Source organism: Clostridium sp. TF06-15AC (genome assembly GCF_003481165.1).
GTDB classification, from domain to species: domain Bacteria; phylum Bacillota; class Clostridia; order Lachnospirales; family Lachnospiraceae; genus Otoolea; species Otoolea fessa.
This window is the reverse complement of record NZ_QUKS01000011.1, coordinates 414-20,448: the sequence shown is the minus strand read 5'-3', so window position 1 is coordinate 20,448 and position 20,035 is coordinate 414. Positions and strand designations below refer to the sequence as shown.

18 protein-coding genes are annotated in these 20,035 nt (G+C 49.5%); 6 read left to right on the top strand and 12 right to left on the bottom strand.

Going from position 1 to position 20,035, the window contains the following annotated elements; translation table 11 throughout:
• Nucleotides 1-9: 9 nt before the first annotated feature.
• Nucleotides 10-405 (bottom strand): hypothetical protein, encoded by a 396-nt coding sequence (locus tag DXC57_RS15060; protein WP_118653382.1) that lies wholly within the window; start codon nt 403-405, stop codon nt 10-12.
• A 175-nt stretch (nt 406-580) separates the two neighbouring features.
• Between DXC57_RS15060 and DXC57_RS15055 the strand changes: the two genes are divergently transcribed.
• The 4 genes from DXC57_RS15055 (at nt 581) to DXC57_RS15040 (ending at nt 3,949) form a co-directional block, all read left to right on the top strand.
• Nucleotides 581-1,330, top strand: coding sequence for a LytTR family DNA-binding domain-containing protein (locus tag DXC57_RS15055; protein ID WP_118653380.1), 750 nt, complete (start codon nt 581-583; stop codon nt 1,328-1,330).
• Entirely contained in the window at nt 1,327-2,673 is a 1,347-nt protein-coding gene (locus DXC57_RS15050; protein ID WP_118653378.1) for a sensor histidine kinase, read from the top strand. Before DXC57_RS15055 ends, DXC57_RS15050 begins: the two co-directional genes overlap by 4 nt.
• 86 nt (nt 2,674-2,759) lie before the next feature.
• Nucleotides 2,760-3,155: a transcriptional repressor gene (locus DXC57_RS15045; RefSeq protein WP_118293836.1), complete on the top strand. Its 396-nt coding sequence runs from the start codon at nt 2,760-2,762 to the stop codon at nt 3,153-3,155.
• Nucleotides 3,156-3,406: 251 nt separating this feature from the next.
• A complete protein-coding gene (locus DXC57_RS15040) occupies nt 3,407-3,949 on the top strand; it encodes an NADH peroxidase (RefSeq protein ID WP_022359001.1) in 543 nt (180 codons plus the stop codon).
• 131 nt (nt 3,950-4,080) lie between these two features.
• Here DXC57_RS15040 and DXC57_RS15035 read toward each other — a convergent pair whose 3' ends face one another.
• From DXC57_RS15035 to DXC57_RS15010, 6 genes are all read right to left on the bottom strand, one after another.
• The gene (locus DXC57_RS15035) at nt 4,081-4,665 is read right to left on the bottom strand and encodes a GNAT family N-acetyltransferase (protein WP_107000651.1); all 585 of its coding nucleotides are present in this window, start codon (nt 4,663-4,665) and stop codon (nt 4,081-4,083) included.
• Nucleotides 4,666-4,779: 114 nt separating this feature from the next.
• Entirely contained in the window at nt 4,780-5,769 is a 990-nt protein-coding gene (locus DXC57_RS15030) for a guanosine polyphosphate pyrophosphohydrolase (RefSeq protein ID WP_118653376.1), read from the bottom strand.
• A gap of 94 nt (nt 5,770-5,863) precedes the next feature.
• The gene (locus DXC57_RS15025; RefSeq protein WP_107000653.1) at nt 5,864-7,048 is read right to left on the bottom strand and encodes an LL-diaminopimelate aminotransferase; all 1,185 of its coding nucleotides are present in this window, start codon (nt 7,046-7,048) and stop codon (nt 5,864-5,866) included.
• Between the two features lie 19 nt (nt 7,049-7,067).
• The gene (locus DXC57_RS15020) at nt 7,068-8,687 is read right to left on the bottom strand and encodes a CTP synthase (protein WP_107000654.1); all 1,620 of its coding nucleotides are present in this window, start codon (nt 8,685-8,687) and stop codon (nt 7,068-7,070) included.
• Nucleotides 8,688-8,836: 149 nt separating this feature from the next.
• Entirely contained in the window at nt 8,837-12,133 is a 3,297-nt protein-coding gene (gene carB, locus DXC57_RS15015) for a carbamoyl-phosphate synthase large subunit (RefSeq protein WP_118491737.1), read from the bottom strand.
• The gene (locus DXC57_RS15010) at nt 12,124-13,236 is read right to left on the bottom strand and encodes a carbamoyl phosphate synthase small subunit (RefSeq protein WP_118653374.1); all 1,113 of its coding nucleotides are present in this window, start codon (nt 13,234-13,236) and stop codon (nt 12,124-12,126) included. Before DXC57_RS15010 ends, carB begins: the two co-directional genes overlap by 10 nt.
• Before the next feature lie 442 nt (nt 13,237-13,678).
• On the opposite strand from DXC57_RS15010, the gene DXC57_RS15005 reads away from it, so the two are divergent.
• Both DXC57_RS15005 and DXC57_RS15000 read left to right on the top strand, forming a co-directional pair.
• On the top strand, nt 13,679-13,960 hold the full coding sequence (locus tag DXC57_RS15005) for a hypothetical protein (protein ID WP_118653372.1): 282 nt from the start codon (nt 13,679-13,681) through the stop codon (nt 13,958-13,960).
• Between the two features lie 85 nt (nt 13,961-14,045).
• Nucleotides 14,046-14,525, top strand: coding sequence for an S-ribosylhomocysteine lyase (locus DXC57_RS15000; protein WP_022359008.1), 480 nt, complete (start codon nt 14,046-14,048; stop codon nt 14,523-14,525).
• A 92-nt stretch (nt 14,526-14,617) separates the two neighbouring features.
• Here the strand turns inward: DXC57_RS15000 and hisD are convergent, their stop codons facing one another.
• The 5 genes from hisD to DXC57_RS14975 form a co-directional block, all read right to left on the bottom strand.
• Complete coding sequence (gene hisD / locus DXC57_RS14995; RefSeq protein ID WP_207722875.1) at nt 14,618-15,880, bottom strand: histidinol dehydrogenase; 1,263 nt, start codon at nt 15,878-15,880, stop codon at nt 14,618-14,620.
• A gap of 264 nt (nt 15,881-16,144) precedes the next feature.
• On the bottom strand, nt 16,145-16,564 hold the full coding sequence (locus tag DXC57_RS14990) for a heavy metal-associated domain-containing protein (protein WP_107000658.1): 420 nt from the start codon (nt 16,562-16,564) through the stop codon (nt 16,145-16,147).
• Between the two features lie 353 nt (nt 16,565-16,917).
• Nucleotides 16,918-19,101, bottom strand: a complete 2,184-nt coding sequence (feoB, locus tag DXC57_RS14985; RefSeq protein ID WP_118653370.1) for a ferrous iron transport protein B — start codon at nt 19,099-19,101, stop codon at nt 16,918-16,920.
• Nucleotides 19,102-19,133: 32 nt separating this feature from the next.
• Nucleotides 19,134-19,358, bottom strand: a complete 225-nt coding sequence (locus DXC57_RS14980; protein ID WP_118491741.1) for a ferrous iron transport protein A — start codon at nt 19,356-19,358, stop codon at nt 19,134-19,136.
• Nucleotides 19,359-19,452: 94 nt separating this feature from the next.
• Complete coding sequence (locus tag DXC57_RS14975; protein WP_243101501.1) at nt 19,453-19,674, bottom strand: FeoA family protein; 222 nt, start codon at nt 19,672-19,674, stop codon at nt 19,453-19,455.
• Between the last annotated feature and the right edge of the window lie 361 nt (nt 19,675-20,035).

Sequence of the window (20,035 nt, the reverse complement as noted above, 5' to 3'; positions counted from 1 at the left end):
GTTTCCCACCTAAACAAAATACTCTTTCTTCCGATCCAGCAGGCTTTCGCTGCACGCCGCCAGAAGTTCTTCTAATTCTTCTTTTTTCGTCGGAAATACCCCGAATGCGGTCACATGGAGCCGCCAGGATTCAAGGGCATTGTCCCGGCCGGAAAGCCAGATTAAGGACGCCGCCGGGTTATTTTCCCGGATTTTTTCTACGATTTCCACTCCCTGTCTGCCCTGCACGGACGCCAGCATAATGAGGTAGGGATTCCCCTTTACAAAGTGCAGATATGCGTCCAGATCGCTGATATACGTGTGAATCATCGGCCATCTGCGGTTTTCAGTCAAAATTTCACACAGCATTTTTTCCAGACCTTCAATGTCGGTCGTTTTTTCTCCATATATCACTACCCGTACCATACCCCACCTGCCTTTTTTGATTTTTCTGTAACGATATTTCATTTACATTTCGGGTCATAACTTTTATACTATAAACATACCAAATGAGCAATTTAATGAAAACCACATCGACGCAAACGGTCAAACCTCGACCTAAATGGTCACGGTTTTGAATAAAGGAGGCGGTTGAGCTTTGATGCATTTTGCGATTGTTGAAGATTTGAAGATAGATCAGAAGCATCTGATTCATTTGATACAGGAGAACTTGGAGAAGCACGGGGAAACGGTGTACTTTGACTGCTACGAGAGCGGCGAGGCATTTCTGGAAGCGTTCCGTCCGGGACTTTTTAATGCGGTTTTTATGGATATTATGCTGGACCGGGACGGGCGCAATGGCATTGACACGGCGCTGGAGCTTCGCAAGAGCGCGCAACGTCTCCCGATCGTTTTCACCACATCGGAACGCGATTATTCGCTGCAGGGCTACCGTGCCCATCCGCTTGATTATCTCTTAAAACCAGTTGAGGAAAAGGCGCTTGCCTGGTGTCTCGATGAGATCCGGACATTTCTCGCCGTACCTGCCTACATCGAAATTCAGGCGGCGCTCGGACGGGGACAGGCATCCACGCAGCGGATTCTGCTCGATGATTTTCTGTACGCGGAGACGCAGAACCACCGGCTGATCATCCATACCAGCTCCGGCGATGCCGCCACACGGCTCTCTTTTTCGGATCTGATGGCACTGCTCCCGAAGGGCAGTCGTTTTTACATGAGCGGACGCGGGCTGCTTATCAATTTTTCACATGTTACCTCGGTGGACGAGGACGGTTCTGTCCATCTGAAAAACGGCAGCTGCTTTTTCTGCAGCCGCCGGAAGAAAAAAGAGACAAAAGAAGCATTTGCAGCCTACTTATTTGACACATTGCGGAAGGGAGGTACGCTATGAACTGGTCTGTGTTTGGCAAGGCATTTCTCGTTGAAACCGTCTATTCCATTCCTTTTTTTATTTTATCGATTCTGCCATTTAAAAAGCAGCTTCGATTTCCGATTAAAATCCTGATTCTGTTCATTTTTATCGGTCAGCTGCTCCAGTCCTCCCTGTATACCTACCTGATCAGCCACGGTAAACCGACCCGGGTCACCGACACGGTATTTGCCTTCGTTTCCCTGGCGATCTATTTTTTATGTGTGAAGGCTAATTTCTGGAAACTTCTGTTTCTGGGAAACTTCATCCTGAATTATTTTGTCACAGTCCGGGGCATCTGTTTCTTTCTGGAAAGCCGTCTATTTTACGATCCCAGCATTACCTATTATTCACTCCGCGATCAAAGCCTGCTGCTCATCTCGATTCTTCTGCTTCTGACGCTCCCCCTCGGGCTCAAATTTATGAAAAATGCCACGGAACGCGTTTTTCAGGTAGACAGCTCCGCATTCTGGCAGAAAGTCTGGTTTATTCCATTTTCATGCACCCTGATTATCTGCGCTTATAACTTTGATTTAAACATTGATACCGTCCGCAAGTTCCGTTTTATCCTCACGCGCCTCTGGCTCTTTGCTATGACAATTCTCATCTACTATGTCCTTTTGGAAGCGCTCAATGCAGTCCGCCAGCAGGCGCAGTTGGAAGAACGCGCGGCACAGCAGGACACCCTCCTGGCGATGCAGTACACACAGTATCAGCAGCTTTCCCGCCACATCGAAGAGGTGCGGGAGGCGCGCCACGACCTGCGCCAGCACTTAAATCTCATCGAGCATTACCTGCAAAGCGGGAAAACGGAGGATCTGAATACCTACATCGAACAATACCGTATGACGCTTCCACCGGACACCGCGCGGACCTGGTGTGAAAATTATGCGGTCAACACGATTATCAGCTATTACGGCGAGGAGGCACGCAAGGCGTCGGTCGATTTTTCGGTCCGCATCCAGCTTCCGCCCTCTCTCCCGCTGGGTGAGCCACAGCTCTGCTCGATCTTCGGCAATCTTCTGGAAAATGCCCTCGACGCCTGTCGGGAATGTACGGACAGCGCGCCGTTTATCCGCATCTGCGCCCAGGAGGATGCCGGTCACATCGTGATCGCCGTTGACAACACCTGCTGCCATCCGCCGATCGAGGAAAATGGGCGGTTCCGCTCGACCAAACATGACGGCTTCGGCACGGGAACCGCCTCCATCCGTTCGATCGCTGAGCGGTACCAGGGTCTGGTGGATTTCCAGTATGAGGACGGGATCTTTTATGCATCGGTGATGTTGAAATTTGACTCTAAAATTTCTCACGGAAATCTTTGAAAAAAGATTGACTTTCATCGCGTCAGGACGCATAATATAAATAATAATCATTATCAATATTATTTAGAAGGATTGGAGTGTCGCTTATGAAAACCTTAAAATACAGCCGTCAGCGCGAATCGATCAAAGCCTGCCTGATGAGCCGGAAGGATCATCCGACCGCCGACGCCCTTTACACCAGCATCCGGGAACAGTTTCCGAATATCAGCCTTGGAACCGTTTACCGCAATTTAAACCTGTTAGTTGAGCTGGGCGAGATCCGGAAGCTGTCCTGCGGCGACGGCACGGATCATTTCGATTATGATACATCCCCACATTACCACTATGTCTGCCGCCAGTGCGGACGGGTCATGGATATTCCGATGGAAGCAACCAAGGAGCTGGAGACAGCCGCCAAAGAATTTGTGCCGGGAACGATCGACGACCATACCGTGTTTTTCTATGGGATATGCGATGAGTGTCTGAAAGGGGAAAAGCACTAAAGGTTCTGAGAATATCCAGGTTACCGATAAAAATGAAAAAAATAAGAATTATTTCTATTTTTCCATTGACAAACACAGGAATCTATGATATCTTAATATCAGTAATCATTACTGATTTCATTTAAGCCAAATAAACGATTTCGTTTTAAAAGCTCCTATGAAACAGAATGGTTGCAAGCAACTTTACTATCTATTTATTGTTTCTATAAAACACGAAATTAAAAATTTATTTTAGAAAAGGAGAATTGACTATGAAGAAATTTGTCTGTACAGTATGTGGTTATGTATACGAGGGTGAGGCTGCTCCGGAAAAATGTCCAGTATGCGGCGCTCCGGCTTCCAAGTTCAAAGAGCAGTCCGGCGAGATGACCTGGGCGGCTGAGCACGTAGTTGGTGTGGCACAGGGTGTCAGCGAGGATATTCTCGAAGATTTAAGAGCTAACTATGAAGGCGAGTGCAGAGAAGTTGGTATGTACCTGGCGATGGCACGTGTAGCTCACAGAGAGGGCTATCCGGAGATCGGTCTGTACTGGGAGAAAGCTGCTCACGAAGAGGCTGAGCACGCTGCTAAGTTTGCAGAGCTTCTCGGCGAGGTTGTAACTGATTCCACCAAGAAGAACCTGGAGATGCGTGTAGAGGCTGAGCACGGCGCAACCGAAGGCAAATTTGACCTTGCAAAACGTGCGAAAGCTGCTAACCTGGATGCAATCCATGACACCGTTCATGAGATGGCTCGTGATGAGGCTAGACATGGCAAGGCATTTGAGGGTCTGTTAAAGAGATACTTCAACTAATCTGAGTGAATGAATGGACAGCGCATTACGGCGCTGATGAATAAAAGAGAACGGATGAGGGCGTGTGAAAATGGAAAATTCCTTTTTCACACGCCCTGTTTATTTTATGCAGATTTGTTTTATGTCTCTGTTCAAAAAGACGCCAAAATCTTATCTACCGTCTCCTTCTCCATCTCCCCAATCGGAATCATCTCCGCCGGTACGTCCTCATATGGCAGCAGCGCTTTCTCATACCAGGTAACATCGTGCCATTTTCCGCTCTTATAACCGGTATTTTTGCACACGCCCATCGTCCGGAATCCGCATCCGTTATGCATCGCATCGCTCTTCACATTCGGACTTGTCACCAGACTGTAGACGGTGTGGACGCCCTGTGCCTTTAAAAGCTCTAAAAGCACCAGAAGCATCCGTTTGCCGATGCCCTTCGATGTTACCCGACTGTCCAGATATTCAGAAAGTTCCGCATTCCAACGGTACGCCGCGCGCTCAAGCTGCTTATGCCCATATGCATAGCCAATGATTCTGCCCGTTTCATCCTCGCAGACAATCCACGGATATTCTGCCGTGATCGCCCGGATGCGCCCCTCAAATTCCTCCAGGGACGGCAGCTCCGTCTCAAACGTGATCGGCGTGTCCATATATTGTGCATAAATTTCCAATATCGCAGGTGCATCGGCGATAGCGGCCAGACGCAGGCGGCAGGATGTATGGTCCATAAACTGGTTCCTCCCTATCATTTTCGGTCATTTTTCCTTTACAGGCAACTATATATGATTCTTCCCGTTTCGTCAACTATTCGCAACCGGATTCATGCCTGCCCGTGAACCCCCTCAATCCACCAGCTCATTCTGATGCCTCGATAAATGCTCATATGGCAGAATCAGCCGCCCCCGGTACAGCCCGCAGCCGTCATTGACAAGGTCGTTGTTGATTGCCGTAAACATATTGACATCCACTTCAGCTAAATTGAGCGATACCAGGCGCTGGCAGCGTTCATATGCCTCATCAAAATAAATACATGCACCTTCCGGTATCTCATCCCGCCTGGCCCGCTCGCCCTCCTGGCGCTTTTCGTAGCTTAAATGATTGGCCACGCCGATCTCCGCGATATCGTCCATGTGCTTTGTGCGAAGCTGTACCTCCACATAGCTTCTGGAACAATTATCGTAAAACGTAATATGCAGAGACTGGTAATCATCCGAACTATTTCCGCAGACATAATCACGGTAGTACGGCCTTACCTCCTCATCCATCAACGGGGAGGTACTCTCCTTCACCCCGTAAGCCGGTTCCGCCGTAAACCCGCGTTCCTCCAGAAATCCCGGAAGTTCATTCGCAATCTGGTAGAGGTACCTGATATCTGCCTCCTGCTGCGATTCCCCCGGTTTCAGGTAACACTTCGGCAGTGAAATCACGATCCGGTACGCGATCAGGTCGCGGAAACAGCTCAATCTCTGCTTCAAATCGGAGATCGACGGAAATGTCTTATGTTCCGTGTAACAATCATAGATATACTCGACGATATATCCGTTAAACTTCGCCTCCGAGCGGATCAGCGATTTGATTCTGCCCTTAAAGTTAAATGCCAGAAGCGGATATTCCTTTGCCATATGAATATAAAATTCCCGGATCTTCTGTGACTGGGTCGTCAGGAAATCATTGTGTTCCAAAAGTTCCCGGATCTGAATCAGAAAATTTGCATGTATCAGGTCTATCTCATTGTTTGTCTGTTTTGCCTCCGCTTTCAAATCCCGGCTGTAATTCTTTAAAATCTTAAACATCGTATCGCCGGAATACAGATAATCGTTTAAGGTCACCATGGGCGTCACCTCCCTGCTGCAGCAAAAAGGGGACGGTGCATAGGATAACAATGCCCCAGATGCACCAGCCCCCTCATTTATAAAATAGAGCTATTTATTTTCCGTAAACCTTCTTGATCCGCTCCATTGCCTCTTTTGTATTCGCAGTCGTACCAAATGCAGTCAGACGGAAGAATCCTTCTCCATTCTTACCAAATCCGCTGCCCGGTGTGCCGACCACATTTGCCTTGGCAAGCAGATCGTCGAAAAACTCCCAGGATTTCATGCCGTTCGGGCACTGCATCCAGATGTACGGTGAATTTTCGCCGCCGATGTGCCAGATGCCAAGCTCTTTTAAGGTCTCTGTCATGATCTTCGCATTGGTGCGGTATACGTCCAGGTGCTCGCGGCACTGTGCCATGCCCTCCGGTGAAAGAGCTGCCTCTGCGGCGCGCTGTACCGGGTAGGAAACGCCGTTAAACTTGGTTGTCTGGCGGCGCAGCCACATCTTGCGGATGGAAGAACCACCACGCTCTAATTCAGACGGAACCACGGTATAGCCACAGCGGGTTCCGGTAAAGCTTGCCAGCTTCGAAAGGGAGCAGAACTCGATCGCGCAGGTCTTGGCGCCCTCAATCTCAAAAATACTTCTCGGAAGCGCCGGATCTGCTACGAAGGACTCATACGCCGCATCAAATAAAAGGATCGCATCCTGCTCGTTCGCATAGTCAACCCACTCTTTTAACTGCTCACGGTTGTACACACCGCCAGTCGGGTTGTTCGGGGAGCAGAGATAAATAATATCCGCTTTCTGTCCCTTCGGAGGCATCGGAAGAAAGCCATTTTCCACATTGGCATCCATAAATACGATCTTTCTGCCTGCCATCACGTTCGTATCCATGTAAACCGGGTATACCGGATCCGGGATCAGGACCGTGTTGTCCGCATCAAAGAGATCGAGGATATTTCCGACATCACTCTTCGCGCCGTCGCTGATGAATATATCCTCCGCCGCCACCTCAACCTGGAAGGACGCATAATACTTCTGAACTGCTACGCGCAGAAAATCATATCCCTGCTCCGGACCATATCCATGGAACGTAGCCGCCTTGCCCTGCTCCATAGCTGCTTTTGCAAATGCGTCAGCTGCTTTCTGGCAGATCGGAAGGGTTACGTCACCGATACCCATTTTGATTACTTTTGCCTCTGGATGGGCTTTGGTGTATTCATCTACTTTTTTAGCGATGGTGGAAAACAGATAGCTTTCTTCCAGATTTTTATAGTTTTCGTTGATCTTCATACTTTATTTTCTCCATATTTTAAGAATTTTTTTCCTTTACCTCCAGAGCCGCTTTCACAAACTCCCGGAAGATCGGATGTGCGCGGTTCGGGCGGCTCTTGAACTCCGGATGGTACTGAACTCCCAGATAGAACGGATGTCCCGGAATCTCCATCGCCTCTACCAGCGTACCGTCCGGAGACTGTCCGGAAAAGATAGCGCCATGCTCCATATAAACTTCCCGGAACTTGTTGTTAAATTCATAACGATGGCGATGTCTCTCTTCGATCAGACCTTTTCCATACGCTTTCATCATCAGCGTATCCGGACTGATGCGGCACGGATATGCACCCAGACGCATCGTTCCGCCCATGTCAGCCAGATCCATCTGCTCTTCCATCAGGGCAATGACCGGATGCTTGCTGTCCGGCGCAAATTCGGTTGAGTTCGCATCCTCATAGCCTAACACGCCTCTGGCAAATGCGATCGCCGCGATCTGCATACCAAGGCAGATGCCAAAGTACGGGATATTGTTTCTTCTCGCATAATCAGCTGCCGCAATCATGCCCTCGATGCCTCGGATGCCGAAGCCGCCCGGCACGATGATACCGGTTGAACCGCCCAGGATTTCCGGTGCCGTCTCCGGGGTGATCGTCTCGCTATCCACCCAGTTGATCTCCACCTGCGCGCCATTTTCCCATCCGGCATGGTGCAGGGATTCTACGATCGACAGATAGGAGTCGTGCAGTTTGACGTACTTGCCGACCAGGGAAATCTTGACCGTCTTGCGGCTGTTCTTGATGCGGTCCAGCATATGTTTCCACTCCGTCAGATCGCACTCCTGCGGCGCTTTCTCGATGCCCAGCTCGCGAAGCACGATCTTGGCAAGTCCTGCTTCCTCCAGCATGATCGGCGCCTCGTAGAGAACCGGAAGGGTCAGGTTCTCGATGACGCAGTCCTCTTTGACGTTGCAGAACAGTGCGATCTTGCGGAAAATGGACGGATCGTCCACCGGACGGTCACAGCGCGCCACGATGATATCCGGCATGATGCCGAAGGACTGCAGCTGTTTGACTGAATGCTGGGTCGGTTTAGATTTATGCTCGCCGGAAGATTCCAGATACGGAATCAGGGTTACATGGATGAAGAGGCAGTTGCTGCGTCCCGCCTCGCAGGACACCTGGCGGATGGCTTCCAGGAACGGCTGTGACTCAATATCGCCGGTCGTTCCGCCGATCTCTGTGATAACGATGTCCGCATCGGTCTTTTCCTGCACGGAATAGATAAATGATTTTATCTCATTTGTGATATGTGGAATCACCTGTACCGTCTCGCCCAGATATTCGCCGCGGCGCTCTTTATTTAGCACATTCCAGTAGACCTTACCGGTCGTCAGATTAGAATAACGGTTTAAATCTTCATCTATAAAACGCTCATAATGTCCCAAATCCAGATCCGTCTCCGCACCGTCGTTTGTTACGAATACTTCGCCGTGCTGATACGGGCTCATGGTTCCCGGATCGACGTTGATATATGGATCCAGCTTCTGCGCTGCTACCTTAAATCCCCGTGCCTTCAAAAGACGTCCCAGAGACGCTGCTGTAATACCCTTCCCCAATCCTGATACAACACCGCCTGTCACAAAAATAAATTTTGCCATCTGCTTTTCCTCCTCTTCCTTTCTTTAAAATATTAATCCACTTTTTCCGTCATATATGATTCTGTCAGATTTTGCCTTCGCAAAAGATTTCAGCCTGCACGGATTCCGCAACCCTCAAAACGCAGAATCCATGCAGACCATCGTTCTTTTTAGTCGTTCTCATGCTCCTGAAGCACATAACCCGGAATCTGGATTTCTTCCGGTTTTTCCATCTGGCTCAGCTCTTTTCTAGCCGCTGCACCATGTGCAATGTGCGCGATATCTACCAGTTCAACGTTGTCCTCGTTGTACTTGCTTTCCAGTGTCAGCGCCAGGACAGCCGCGGTATCAAGCGATGTCAGGCACGGAATACCAAGCTCGACTGCCTTTCTTCTCAGGCGGACACTGTCGCGTCCCGGCTGGCGTCCCGTCTTGGAAGTGGAAATCACATAGCTGATCTTTCCTTCTTCCAGCAGGGAAATGGTCGTCTCCTCGCCCTCTTTGGCTTCCTTCGGCTTCTTGACTAACGTTGAAGAAATGCCGACGCTGTTTAACCTGCTTGCAGTACCGGAGGTCGCATAGATGTGGAATCCCATCGCCACGTACTCTTTGACCAGCTCGCGCAGGTCGCTCTTATCGGTATCGCGGACACTGATTAAGACGCCGCCCTCGCGCTTCATCGTATATCCGGCTGCTACCAGACCCTTGAACAGCGCTTCCTCCATCGTCCGGGCGATACCCAGTACCTCGCCGGTCGATTTCATTTCCGGTCCGAGCTGTGTATCTACGTTGGACAGCTTCTCAAAGGAGAAGACCGGAACCTTGACTGCGTAGTACGGAGAGCACGGATACAGGCCTGTCTCGTAGCCCATGTCAGCCAGCTTCTCGCCCATCATGATGCGGGTTGCCAGATCGACCATCGGCACGCCGGTTACCTTGCTGATGTACGGCACGGTACGGGACGAACGCGGGTTGACCTCGATGATATAGATCGTATCCTCATGCAGGACATACTGGATATTGATCAGGCCTTTCGTATTCATGGACAGCGCCAGACGGATGGAATAGTCCACCAGACGGTCTTTCTGGCTCTCGGTCAGCATAAATGCCGGATATACCGCGATGGAGTCGCCGGAATGGACGCCCGCACGCTCGATGTGCTCCATGATACCCGGAATCAGAACCGTTTCGCCGTCGCAGATCGCGTCGACCTCCAGCTCGGTACCCATCAGGTATTTATCAATCAGGATCGCGTTCTCAATCTTGTGTGAGAGAATAATCTTCATATACTCATGAATATCGGCGTCATTGTACGCGATAATCATGTTTTGTCCGCCTAATACATAGCTCGGACGCATCAGAACCGGATAACCCAGATGATTTGCCGCCTGGATTGCCTCATCCTCAGTGTAAACGGTCTGACCCGCTGCCTGTTTCATATTTAATTTTTTCAGCAGGGCTGCGAAACGTCCGCGATCCTCCGCCATATCGATGCTGTCTGCCGGAGTGCCGAGAACCGGAATATTGTTCTCTACAAGGCATTTTGTCAGACGGATCGCTGTCTGTCCGCCAAAGGCCACAACTGCGCCGATCGGCTTCTCGATCCGGATGATATCCAGCACATCCTCCGGTGTCAGCGGCTCAAAATACAGACGGTCTGCTACGTTGAAGTCGGTGGAAACGGTCTCCGGGTTGTTATTTACGATGACAACCTCATAACCGGCTCTCTTTAACGACCATACGCAGTGAACAGAGGCGAAATCGAACTCGATACCCTGACCGATACGGATCGGACCGGAACCAAATACCATAACAACCGGTTTTCCGCTTGCATTCTCTTTAATAAATTCTTCTGCCTCATCTTCCTCGCCGAAGGTGCTGTAGAAGTAAGGGGTACTTGCCGTAAACTCGGCGCTGCAGGTATCAACCATGCGGTAGCATGCCGGAACATGCTTGATTTCCGAAAGCCCGGTCATCTCCTTGATGACTGCATCCGGGAATCCGTTCTGTTTGGCTTCCATATAAAGCGCATCGCTCAGCGTCTCAGACTGCATCCGGCGTTCCAGGGACAGGATATGCATCAATTTATTTAAGAACCACTCGTCGATCTTGGTCAGCTCATGAATCTCGGCAACGGTCACGCCGCGCTTGAAGCTCTCATAGATTGCAAACAGACGCTCGTCATCCTGCGCCAGAATTTTTTCTCTCAGCTCTTCCACACTCATCGGCGCCAGTTTCTTCATGTTCAGGCTGTTCTGGGAGATCTCCGCGCCGCGGACTGCCTTCATGAGCGCCTGCTCAAAGTTGCGGCCGATCGCCATAACCTCGCCGGTTGCCTTCATCTGGGTACCCAGCTTCCGGCGTCCGTAAACGAATTTATCAAATGGCCATTTCGGGAATTTAACCGTTACATAGTCAAGGGCCGGCTCGAAGCATGCCATCGTCTCGCCGGTTACCTCGTTCGGGATCTCGTCCAGATGATAACCGATCGCAATCTTGGTTGCCACGCGGGCAATCGGATATCCGGTTGCTTTCGAAGCAAGGGCGGAAGAACGGGATACACGCGGGTTTACCTCGATAACGGCATATTCAAAGCTCTCCGGATTCAGCGCAAACTGGCAGTTGCAGCCGCCCTCGATGCCCATCGCCTGGATAATATTCAGCGCTGCGGAACGAAGCATCTGGTATTCCTTATCCGCCAGCGTCACAGCCGGTGCGATAACAATGGAGTCGCCGGTGTGGACGCCGACCGGGTCAAAGTTTTCCATCGAGCAGACCGTAATCTCGTTGCCGATGGCATCGCGCATTACCTCAAACTCGATCTCCTTCCATCCGGAAATACATTTCTCAACCAGAATCTGATTGATCGGTGACAGGCGGATACCCGCCTCCGCGATGTTGTAAAGCTCTTCTTTATTTGCCGCAATACCGCCGCCGGTACCGCCCAGGGTAAAGGCCGGACGCACGATAACCGGGTAAGAAATAACCTCGGCAAAATCAAGCGCATCCTCGATGGTGGTGACAACCTTGGACGGAATGACCGGCTCACCGATAGCTTCCATCGTGTCTTTAAAGCACTGGCGGTCCTCCGCCTTATCGATGGTCTCCGGGGACGCGCCGAGAAGCGTTACATTGTGGCTCTTTAAGAAACCTTCTTTGGCAAGCTCCATGGACAGTGTCAGTCCGGTCTGTCCGCCCAGGGTGGACAGGATGCTGTCAGGCTTCTCTTTTTCAATGATTCTCTTGACAAATTCCAGGGTCAGCGGCTCGATGTATACGTGATCCGCAATGGCGCTGTCCGTCATGATGGTTGCCGGGTTGGAGTTTACTAAAACGACCTCCAGACCTTCCTCTTTTAAAGCCCGGCACGCCTGCGTTCCTGCATAGTCAAACTCTGCCGCCTGACCGATGACGATAGGGCCGGAACCGATTACCATAACTTTTTTCAGGGATTTATTTAACGGCATGACGCGCCCTCCTTTTCCTTATAATCTCTCATCATCTGAATGAAACGCCCAAACAGCTCTTCCGTATCCTTCGGACCTGCACAAGCCTCTGGATGGAACTGGACGGTAAATGCCGGCATATCGTGGTAGGTGATCCCCTCGCAGGTGCCGTCGTTGACATTGATAAATGTCTCCTCCGCGCCCTCCGGCAGCGTATCGCGCAGTACCTCATAGCCGTGGTTCTGACTGCTGATGTAGACGCGTCCGGTCGTCAGATCCTTGACCGGCTGGTTCGCACCTCTGTGACCGAATTTCATCTTTCCAGTCTTCGCGCCCTTGGCAATCGCCAGCAGCTGGTGTCCCAGACAGATGCCGAACATCGGTTTTCCAGCCTTCGTAATCTTTCGGATCTCCTCGATGATCTCCGGGTTGTCCTCTGGGTTGCCCGGGCCGTTGGAAAGCATGATTCCGTCCGGATTCATCGCCAGAATTTCCTCCGCCGTCGTACCTGCCGGAAGGTCAGCCACGCGGCAGCCGCGCCTGGTCAGCTCGCGGATGATATTTTCCTTTGCGCCGAAATCCCAGAGCACAATCTGGAACTCTTCTTTCTCATCCGCCGGTTTGATCTCACATTTCTTTGGTGTAACGGTTTCAACCGCCTTTGTAATGTGGAAGTTTTTCACTTCCTCCAGCTTTTTCGCATCATACGGCGACTTCACCTCGGTCAACCAGCCGTTCATCGAACCGGATTCACGAATGGTTTTTGCCAGCTTTCTCGTATCGATTCCATAGACGCCCGGGATGTTTCTTTCTTTAAAAAAGGTGTCAAGATCCCCACTGCATCTGAAGTTGGAAGGTTCCTGACACCACTCTTTTACGATATAGGCTGATAAATATACCTCTTCATTCTCGAAGTCCTGCGGAATCACTCCGTAGTTTCCGATTAACGGAAATGTCTGAACGACAATCTGTCCAAAATAGCTGGGATCTGTGATCGTCTCAAGGTATCCTGTCATACCGGTTGTAAATACGACTTCTCCAGTCACTTCACGTAAAGGAGCGCCAAAGCTTTTTCCCTCAAAATAGTCGCCGTTTTCCAACAGAAGATATACCGGTTTCTCCATCTGGTCACCATTCCTTTCTCTCTCGTACCCCGCCTGTGAATAGCTTCATGCAGGCAGTTTACTTTTTCATTCTCAATAGCCTCACATTTGAGCAAATCTGTTTTTCCTCAGATGCGTTTTTTACATCATTAGAGACATATTTTATAAATTGTCTGATTCTGCAACAAAGGCGTCCATGAGCAGAGCCCATGAACGCCTTTGTTCATATTCTGGAAGATTATAGCATAGGAAAGTTCTATGCGTCAAGAGATTTTTTATACATTTTTATGTGTTTTATACGTCATTTATGCATTTTTATGCATTTCTGTATATTGTTTTTCATTTTTTATTTATTATGCAAACATCAAGAATACATATGTAAGGATTTATTAAGGAATAAGTAACACGGTTGTCTATTCCATCCTGTATACTGTCTCTATTACTTAACAGGAGGTATTGATTTATGAGTCTCTTTCTTTTAGTTTTATTCCCACTAAGCTTTTTACTTGCCATTCTTGCTTTTTTTACAGGCAAAACTATGGCATCCATCCTTACGCTTGGCAGTTATGCCTGCTTTGCACTCTTTCTGCTGCTTTCCCTGCATGACATCAATCTTCGCATGATGGCTCAGGATATCAGCGGTATCCAGGATATCTATCCCTCTATTGAGTCTATCTGTATTCCTGCGTTTCTTGCCTTAAATGTAGTAGCTGGCTTCCGCGTTTTTAAGACTGCAAAAAAATAAGTGCTTGTTCTTATGCCTGTCTCTTTATATAATGATGTTAGGTCAAAAGAAATTTTGGCATTTTTGATTTAGGAGGTATTTTTTCATGGATAAAATCACCAGCTTCACCATCGACCATCTGAAACTGCTCCCTGGCGTCTATGTGTCCCGCAAGGATCGCGTGGGCGATCAGGTCATCACCACCTTTGATATCCGCATGACACGCCCCAACTATGAGCCAGTCATGAATACGGCGGAGGTTCACACCATCGAACACCTAGCTGCCACCTGGCTGCGAAATAACGAGGAGTGGAAAGACCGCGTCCTCTACTTCGGACCGATGGGCTGCCGCACCGGCTTTTACCTGCTTCTCGCAGGCGACCTGACATCCGAGGAGATCGTGCCGCTGATGAAAGGGCTCTTTACTTTCATGCGCGACTACAAAGACGAGGTTCCGGGTGCTTGTGCAAAAGATTGCGGCAACTACCTCGATATGAACCTGCCGATGGCAAACTGGCTGGCTGACCGCTTTCTGCGCGAAGTCTTAGATGGAATTGGTCCGGAGAGACTGGTTTATCCGGAATAAAAGACAAGAATGGCAGGCGATATGCTTTGGAACACAAAACCCCCAGATATTGCTGCATCTGGGGGCGTTTATTTTCTTATTTTCTATTTACTCTATTTTCTTGCATCCGCAGCCGCTGCATGTCCAGATAAGCCTTCTCCATGCGCCATACGCGATACAAGCGGTGCGATCCGCGCGGATGCCTCCGGGGTCATGCTCTGGTGGGTACAGGTCTTTAAGAATGTACCAACCCAGACGCCGCCGGTATAACGTGCCGCCCGAAGAGTCGGAAGTGTGTGGTTGGTTCCGGAAGCATAATCACCAAATACCTCCGCCGTATTCTGACCGATAAACAGGGAACCGTAATTAACCAGCTTCGGAATCAGTGCATCCGGATCTTCCACGTTGATCTCCAGATGTTCCGGTGCATACTCATTCGCATACTGAACTGCCTCGTCCAGGCTGTCTACCACGCCGATCTCTCCAAACGTATCCCAGGACTGTCTCGCAATCTTTGCCGTATCCAGAATCTTCAGCTCTTCCTCTACCGCCTCAATCACGCTCTTTCCAAATGCCTCATCGGTTGTCAGAAGAATGCCTTTCGCATTGACATCATGCTCGGACTGTGCCAGCAGATCTGCCGCTACCACCTTCGCGCTCGCTTTTCCGTCCGCGATTACCAGGACCTCGCTCGGCCCAGCTACAAAGTCGATGCCGACCTGCCCGTAGCACTGACGTTTCGCCTCGGTTACGAAGCGGTTACCCGGCCCTACAATAATATCCACCGGCTTGATGCTCTCAGTTCCATAGGAAAATGCTGCGATCGCCTGTGCACCGCCCAGTGCGTAGATCTCATCCACGCCAGCCAGATCCATCGCTACCAGCGTCTTGGCATTGATATGACCCGTTCCCCGCACTACCGGAGAGCAGGCGGTGATACGTTTTACACCCGCTGCCTTCGCCGGAGTCGCTAACATCAGCGCCGTCGAATACAGCGGATAATTGCCGCCCGGCACATAACAGCAACAGGACTCCACCGGAATGATGCGGTGTCCTAAAAAGACTCCCGGCTCCGGGCTGAAATTGTCAAGCGGTTTCACGGTCTGTCTCTGCGCGTTCGCAAATGCCTCGATATTGTGATGCGCCGCTTTCAGATCCGCCAGTTCCTGCTCGCCCAGCTCCTTATAAGCCGCATCAATCTCCTCCCGGCTGACCAGCAGCGATTCACGGGTACATCCGTCAAACTTCTCATTGTACTCCCTCAGAGCCGCGTCCCCGCGCCCCCGGACCTCACCAATAATCCCCGCCACGGTCTCCCGCAGATTCCGATTATCTTCCTCGCTTCGAACCTGTGCTTCTTTTATAATCTTGATCATACGTTCTGCCTCTCTGTATAAGTTTTATCATTTTTTCCAAGTATACCACAAGTCTTTTTATTTTGCGATACAAAATAAACCTATCCAGCACATCTGAAACCAGAACGTTACTGTACACGGGTAGGCACTTTTGGAACCGAAAGTGCCGTAAGAAAACGTGGTGGCAGCAGGAATTTGCCGTATTTAAATGCGAAGCCACGGCAAATTCCGTTACTGGGCACGTTTGCGTGAACAGTAACACCAGAACAGGATCACACTTTTCTCTTAGACAACAGTCTCAATATTCTTAACCACAAATCCCTCTTTTTCAACCGCTTCCTGCAGCTTCGCATCGTCCACGCCATTCTCATAGAACACGCGGGCAATGCCTCTGTCTACGTCCGCATCTGCACGGATGACGCCGTTCTGGGCGGTCAGGGCTTTTTCAACGGATTTCTTGCAGTTTGCACAGTGCATACCCTCGATCCGCATGATCTTGGACGGGGTACCCGCTGTAACCGCTTTCTTGGAAAGATCTTCGCCGCGCGCACCAGCATTCCCATCGCTGCCGCAGGAACCGCAGCTTCCACCGGAGCATCCGCAGCATCCGCCGCCTTTTCCCGTGTAATGACGGATCGCCGAACGTAATGCCAGCAAAAGCAAAATCGCTACTACAATTAAAATTCCAATATCAATCGGTCTCATACGTTATCGTCCTCTCTTCTCTGACTTTTCGATGAATGGCTTCGGAGTATCTTTTTTATTTTATCATACACACGACAGATAAAATATCCTACAAAATAAACTACCAAAAAACCAATCACACCATAAAACATGGATCCGGATGAATCCCCCATCTATGCTTTCTCCTTTTCTTTTTTGAAATCGAATAAAACTGCCTCCAAACAGCAGACTTTCATCCTGCTATCCGAGGCAGCCTTATAAAGGATTGATTTTATCACTTATGATTACAGGCACCTGCCGATGCCCGGTCAGCGGAAACGCAAAACCACCGGACGGACGGCAGAACCTGTTTTATTTTTCATTTAGAAACCAACTTATGAAGCTGCCTCTACAGAGCTTCTTGTGTAGCTCTTCTGATCCTTGTATGGATCCGGACGGAACAGCATGAAGAGCATGAATACCAAAAGGACTGCTGCCACGATAGTCCATACGTTGAATGCAACTGCTCCAAGTACCAGACCACCTAACTGATATACAATCAGGGATACAGCGTAAGCGAAGAGATTCTGATACAGGATAGCGAACCAGAACCATTTTCTGGACTGGAGCTGCTGTGCCATCGTTGCGATAGCTGCCAGACACGGAGAGTCAAGCAGGTTGAACAGCAGGAATGTAAAGGCTGCGATGGTTGTCGGGAACCATGTCTGGATAGCTGCTGCTACGACATCGGTCTCCTCAGACAGATCCTCGGATACATTCGCCAGAACACCCATGGTGGAAACGATAGCCTCTTTTGCTGTGAAACCAGTGATGGAAGCTGCAACCGGCTGCCACTCGCCGAAACCAAGCGGACGGAACAGGATTGCGATAGCACCACCCAGCATAGCCAGGATAGAATCTGCAGATTCTTCTACCAGACCAAATCCACCGTCTACAAATCCGAAAGAGGACAGGAACCACATAACAACGCAAGCCAGGAACAGGATTGTACCAGCCTTGATGATGAATCCCTTCAGACGCTCCCAAACATGAAGAAGAACGGTCTTAGCGGACGGAATGTGGTACGCCGGAAGCTCCATAACGAACGGAGCTGGTTTGCCGGAGAACGGTTTGGTCTTCTTTAACATGATCGCGGATACAAGAACCGCAACGATACCTACAAAGTACATGATCGGAGCCATCATAGTAGCCAGATCCATGTCGCCGCTCATATAGCCAGCCATAACGCCGCCCATCAGAGCGATAACCGGCAGTTTCGCACCACACGGAACGAAGGTAGCGGTCATGATGGTAAGACGTCTGTCGTTGTCCTGCTCGATGGTCTTGGACGCCATGATACCTGGAACACCGCAGCCAGAGGAAATCAGCAGCGGGATGAAGCTCTTACCGGACAGTCCGAAGTGACGGAATACACGGTCCATAACGAATGCGATACGTACCATGTAACCACAATCTTCCAGAATGGAAAGGAAGAGGAACAGGATAGCCATCTGCGGAACGAAACCAAGAACGGCGCCAACACCGCCGATGATACCATCCACTACAAGGCTTACAATCAGGTCAGAAGCGCCTGCTGCTGCCAGTGCATCGCCAGCCCAGCCCTGAATTGCGCCAACAAATGTATCATTGGTCCAGTCTGTTACGAATGTACCAACGGTAGTAACGGATACATAGTAAACCGCCCACATAACAAGAACAAAGATCGGAATACCAAGTAAACGGTTGGTTACGATGCTATCGATCTTATCCGACAGACTCATCTTCTGAGCCGGTTTCTTTACGGTCTCCTCGATAACCTTCTGAATGTATACGTATCTCTGGTCAGTGATAACGGACTCAGCGTCATCATCAAACTTCTTCTCCAGTTCCTTGGTGTAACGGGAGAAACGATTGTCTGCACTAAGACCAAGCTGTTCTGCAACCTTGCTGTCATTCTCGAGAACTTTAATTGCGTACCATCTCTTCTCTGCTTCCGGAATGCTGGACGGAAGCTCTGCCTCGATTGCGCTTACTTTATCCTCTACGCTGCCCTCGAAAATAGCGCTTACAGTGCCTGCTGCATGATCCTTTGCAACTTTGATTGCCTCTGCAATGACTTCCTTCAGACCTGTTTTCTTCAGCGCGGAAGTCTCAATGATCGGGCAGCCAAGTTTCTTGGACAGTGCCTTTACATCAATGTTGATGCCGTTCTTCTTCAGAAGATCGCACATATTTAAAGCGATAACAACCGGAATACCTGTCTCGATCAGCTGTGTGGTCAGATACAGGTTACGCTCAATGTTGGTTGCATCGACTAAGTCTACGATGACATCCGGATTCTCTTTTAAGATAAAATCACGGGTTACAACTTCCTCCAGTGTATACGGAGAAAGGGAATAAACTCCCGGAAGGTCCGTTACATTTACCTCTTCTCCCGAAGCATCTTTTAATTTACCGGTTTTCTTCTCAACTGTAACACCCGGCCAGTTACCTACATACTGGTTTGCACCCGTCAGTGCGTTAAACATGGTTGTTTTACCGCAGTTCGGGTTACCCGCCAAAGCAATATGAATTGCCATTTTTCATCCTCCTGCTTTTTTAATCAAACTTATTAAACTGTCTGAACATCTACGCACTCAGCATCGGCTTTACGAAGTGAAAGCTCATATCCACGAATCGTAACCTCTACCGGATCGCCCAGCGGAGCTACTTTTCGAATAAAAATCTTGCTTCCCTTCGTGATGCCCATATCCATGATGCGGCGTTTGTATGCGCCTTCGCCATGAATCTTGACAACTTTGACGGTAGATCCAACCTGTGCATCTTTAAGCGTCATTCTCTGTTCCTCCTAACCATTCCAATTTTTCACTCGGGATTCCGTCTGCTTTTGTACCATACAACCTGCTCCGGAATATCCCCATTCCCTTGCCTTAGACCAGAATGTGTCTTGCCTGATCCTTATTTATAGCCACTCTGGACTCCTTTACATGAATAATCACGTCTCCGTCCAGCTGGGTTATCAATTTTACTTCTGTTCCCTCGTTAAATCCCATGGATTTTAAATGAGAACGAACCTCTGTGTTTCCGCTGATCTTTTTGATCGTATAAACGGTTCCAACGGTTGCCATCGAAATCGGCATTGCTCCCTGCATACGATTCTCCTTCCTCTGTTTTTCCGCATTCTGCCCGTCATGATGTCTCACTTAGCGGAAACGGCTCTTTTCATCTGCTACTAATCTAATTGATTCGCGTACGCTAATTTTCGTTAGTTTCTGCTAACAATTATTAGACATAGCTAATTTTCATTAGATGAGACTAATTTTCATTAGTTATTCCTAACTCATACATAAGGTTAGCACATGCTAACTTTATTGTCAAGTTTTTTTGCTAGGTCTGGAAATAAAAAAAGGGCGTGTTTTACGCCCGAAAATTGTCAAAAATTCCCATAAGTGACATACTCCCTCCACTTAGCTAACGCTTGAAGTGGGGGCTTCTCGTTCGATTGCCCTATTG

Coding starts and splice junctions, on each gene's coding strand:
- DXC57_RS15060 (WP_118653382.1), bottom strand. CDS start 405: ATGGTACGGGTAGTGATATATGGAGAAAAAACGACCGACATTGAAGGT.
- DXC57_RS15055 (WP_118653380.1), top strand. CDS start 581: ATGCATTTTGCGATTGTTGAAGATTTGAAGATAGATCAGAAGCATCTG.
- DXC57_RS15050 (WP_118653378.1), top strand. CDS start 1,327: ATGAACTGGTCTGTGTTTGGCAAGGCATTTCTCGTTGAAACCGTCTAT.
- DXC57_RS15045 (WP_118293836.1), top strand. CDS start 2,760: ATGAAAACCTTAAAATACAGCCGTCAGCGCGAATCGATCAAAGCCTGC.
- DXC57_RS15040 (WP_022359001.1), top strand. CDS start 3,407: ATGAAGAAATTTGTCTGTACAGTATGTGGTTATGTATACGAGGGTGAG.
- DXC57_RS15035 (WP_107000651.1), bottom strand. CDS start 4,665: ATGGACCATACATCCTGCCGCCTGCGTCTGGCCGCTATCGCCGATGCA.
- DXC57_RS15030 (WP_118653376.1), bottom strand. CDS start 5,769: ATGGTGACCTTAAACGATTATCTGTATTCCGGCGATACGATGTTTAAG.
- DXC57_RS15025 (WP_107000653.1), bottom strand. CDS start 7,048: ATGAAGATCAACGAAAACTATAAAAATCTGGAAGAAAGCTATCTGTTT.
- DXC57_RS15020 (WP_107000654.1), bottom strand. CDS start 8,687: ATGGCAAAATTTATTTTTGTGACAGGCGGTGTTGTATCAGGATTGGGG.
- carB (WP_118491737.1), bottom strand. CDS start 12,133: ATGCCGTTAAATAAATCCCTGAAAAAAGTTATGGTAATCGGTTCCGGC.
- DXC57_RS15010 (WP_118653374.1), bottom strand. CDS start 13,236: ATGGAGAAACCGGTATATCTTCTGTTGGAAAACGGCGACTATTTTGAG.
- DXC57_RS15005 (WP_118653372.1), top strand. CDS start 13,679: ATGAGTCTCTTTCTTTTAGTTTTATTCCCACTAAGCTTTTTACTTGCC.
- DXC57_RS15000 (WP_022359008.1), top strand. CDS start 14,046: ATGGATAAAATCACCAGCTTCACCATCGACCATCTGAAACTGCTCCCT.
- hisD (WP_207722875.1), bottom strand. CDS start 15,880: ATGATCAAGATTATAAAAGAAGCACAGGTTCGAAGCGAGGAAGATAAT.
- DXC57_RS14990 (WP_107000658.1), bottom strand. CDS start 16,564: ATGAGACCGATTGATATTGGAATTTTAATTGTAGTAGCGATTTTGCTT.
- feoB (WP_118653370.1), bottom strand. CDS start 19,101: ATGGCAATTCATATTGCTTTGGCGGGTAACCCGAACTGCGGTAAAACA.
- DXC57_RS14980 (WP_118491741.1), bottom strand. CDS start 19,358: ATGACGCTTAAAGATGCACAGGTTGGATCTACCGTCAAAGTTGTCAAG.
- DXC57_RS14975 (WP_243101501.1), bottom strand. CDS start 19,674: ATGCAGGGAGCAATGCCGATTTCGATGGCAACCGTTGGAACCGTTTAT.